This is a genomic window from Thiohalocapsa sp. (genome assembly GCF_019695415.1).
In the GTDB taxonomy this organism is placed as follows: Bacteria; Pseudomonadota; Gammaproteobacteria; order Chromatiales; family Chromatiaceae; genus Thiohalocapsa.
In genome coordinates, this window is record NZ_JAIFKJ010000180.1 from 1 (window position 1) to 2,413 (window position 2,413).

Genomic DNA, 2,413 nt, shown 5'->3' on the forward strand with positions numbered 1-2,413 from the left:
CCTACGACGCGACCTATCTGGCCCTGGCGGATGCACTCGACTGCCCGGTTTGGAGCCGGGACGCCCGTTTCGCCCAAGCCCCGCCGGCAATCGGCCGCGTTCGGCTGGTGTGAGTCGGTCCGCGTGGGCGTGCTGGTCCGGGGCTGATCGTGGAGTGCGGGCGAGTTGGGGCGCGTCGCTTAGTAGGAGAGGTGGAACCGCTGCGCTTGGAAGAGGTGGAACCGCTGCGCTTGTCCACCCTCCCATACAGAAGTCAAACAGGTTTTATCTATCTTCTTCTCCGCGCGAATCTGCCAAGCCCATCGATAGAGAAAACCTATCATGATGAGCCTGTCCACATTCACGCCGCGGTGGTTCGGGTGCGCTGTGGCCCGTCCGGATGTGCACCGCCCGGGGTTGACCTAACCTCCCGCATGGGATGTCCGCGCTGCGGCATCGAATCAGTTGCATTGGGTATGGGGTCCGGGGGACATCCCGGGCGTCGCCTCGATGACTACGGTGGGACCTACGGGGTCTGAGGGTGGATCGGAGGTCGACGCTCGGGACGAACCAGGAGCGCATCGGTGCTGCGATCAGCTGTGCATGTCGGTGGCCTCGCGCGGTGTTGCGTTGGTGCAGATGGCGCCGTTCAGGCGTCGGTGAGGGCCTTGAGGTTGACCAGGCGCTCGACGTCGAAGTCGTGCCCATTGGCCTGGTGCCAGAAGGCTTTGGCGAGCTTGCGCATGAGTTCGATGACCTGCTTCATTTTGACCGCGCCGGGGCGCGCGGTCTTGAGGGCGTACCAGCGTTTGATGACGGGGTCGCGTGCGATCAGGCGCAGGGCGGCGAAGTAGAGGTAGAAGCGCGCCAGGGCGGGACCGCGCTTGGTGAGGGTGAGTTGCCCTCGGTGCTTGCCGCTGCTGTGCTCCTTGAGGTTGAGCCCGATGCCCTTGCAGTAACTCGCCGCGCTCGGGTAACTCCTGGGGTCGCCTTGGGTAGCCAGGAGCACGGCACTGGTGACCTGGCCAAGGCGTTCACGCATGGGCTGGAGGTTGTCCTCGGGGGTGTGCTCGCGCACCAGCCGGCGCTCGGCTTGGCGCTTCTCGCGTTGCGCCTCGATGACCTGCTCGGCTTGCCAGCGCAGCTGCTCGCGCTCGCCCGGCGTGCAGGGCATGCCCAGCGTGCACTCGGCGCTGGCGAGCACCGCCTCGATCTTCTCCTGCGTGAGCAGGCGCCCGCCGACCTCGTGCAGCAGCTTGCGCGCACCACCGCGCAGCAAGGACAGCGGTGCCGGCCCGCCGTAGGTGGCCACCAGGCGCAGCAGCGAGGCACTGCCCAGACTCAGCAGGTCGGGCAGCTCCGGCCAGTGGCGCGCGAGCAGGGCCTCGAGGCGGTTGCGCTCGCGCTGCACACGGGCCTTGGCTTGCTCGAGCCGACGCAGGTGCACGAGCTGCTCGCGACGCGCCTCGGAGACGATCGGCCAGGGGGCGCTGAGGCCCTCCCAATACAGTTTGCCGATCAGCTCGGTGGCCTTGGCGTCGTGCAGGCTCGGCACACCGTCGTACACCTCGGCACTGTCGTGTACCCGCTTGGCGCTGACCCGGTGGACATCGATACCGCGCTGCTGGAGTTGCCAACGCAACGCGTCGCCGTACACACCGCTGGATTCCATCACCACGACCAATGTACTCGCCGCCTGCGCCCACACCTCCAACCCCGAGAGCAAGGCAAGCGTCTCGCGCGGGTGCGACCAGCTCACCCGCACCAGGGTGCGTCCGCCCGCCACCTGCAAGCTGGCCACGAACTTTTCCTTGGCCACATCCACCGCAAACACCGCCCGCTTCCCGCCGATCGCCTCGGCCCACACCGCCCAGTCGACCTGCTTGCATTTCACCGTGCTGTATCTACGCTTAGCCATGGGGACACCTCCCATTCGCCGGGTTCACCGGGTAAGCTTCACGCTTACCTGCCGAGCGCTGAGGGTCCCCTCTTTTTTGCCGGGCCTCCCTCGCGCTCTCACCCTTATCAATAGCTGACTACAGTGTTTACCTTGTTTTGACGTGTCCCTTAATAACTCGGTTCTAGTGCCCCGCTCCGCGTCGGACCAACCAACAACGGTCGTTGTCAGTGGTCAAACCGCCTGCATGCCCTGCCGCCTGAGCCGGACCGGTTCGAGGTCGAGCGCCGCCATCTGCCCGCGCACCGCCTGCTCGAGGCCGACGGCGTCGAGGCCGCAGGCGGCGAGCTGTTCGTCGTGGCCGCCCTGCTCGATGCAGGCGTCCGGCAGGCCGAGGTGCAGGCAGCGGATTCCGACGCCGTGCCCGGCGAGGAGTTCACTGACGGCGGAGCCGGCGCCGCCGGCGACGCCGTTCTCCTCGACGGTGACGAGCAGCCGGTGGCGGTGCGCGGGTTCGGGGGGGGGGGCCCCGTCGCG

At 67.3% G+C, this 2,413-nt stretch carries 2 protein-coding genes; both read right to left on the bottom strand.

Annotation, left to right across the window (positions count from 1 at the left end; all coding sequences use genetic code 11):
• Window positions 1-628: 628 nt before the first annotated feature.
• A complete protein-coding gene (locus I6U14_RS05000; RefSeq protein ID WP_296897381.1) occupies window positions 629-1,897 on the bottom strand; it encodes a transposase in 1,269 nt (422 codons plus the stop codon).
• 213 nt (window positions 1,898-2,110) lie between these two features.
• Window positions 2,111-2,413 (bottom strand): transketolase C-terminal domain-containing protein (locus tag I6U14_RS05005; protein ID WP_296897383.1); only part of this gene is annotated, 303 nt, incomplete at its 5' end.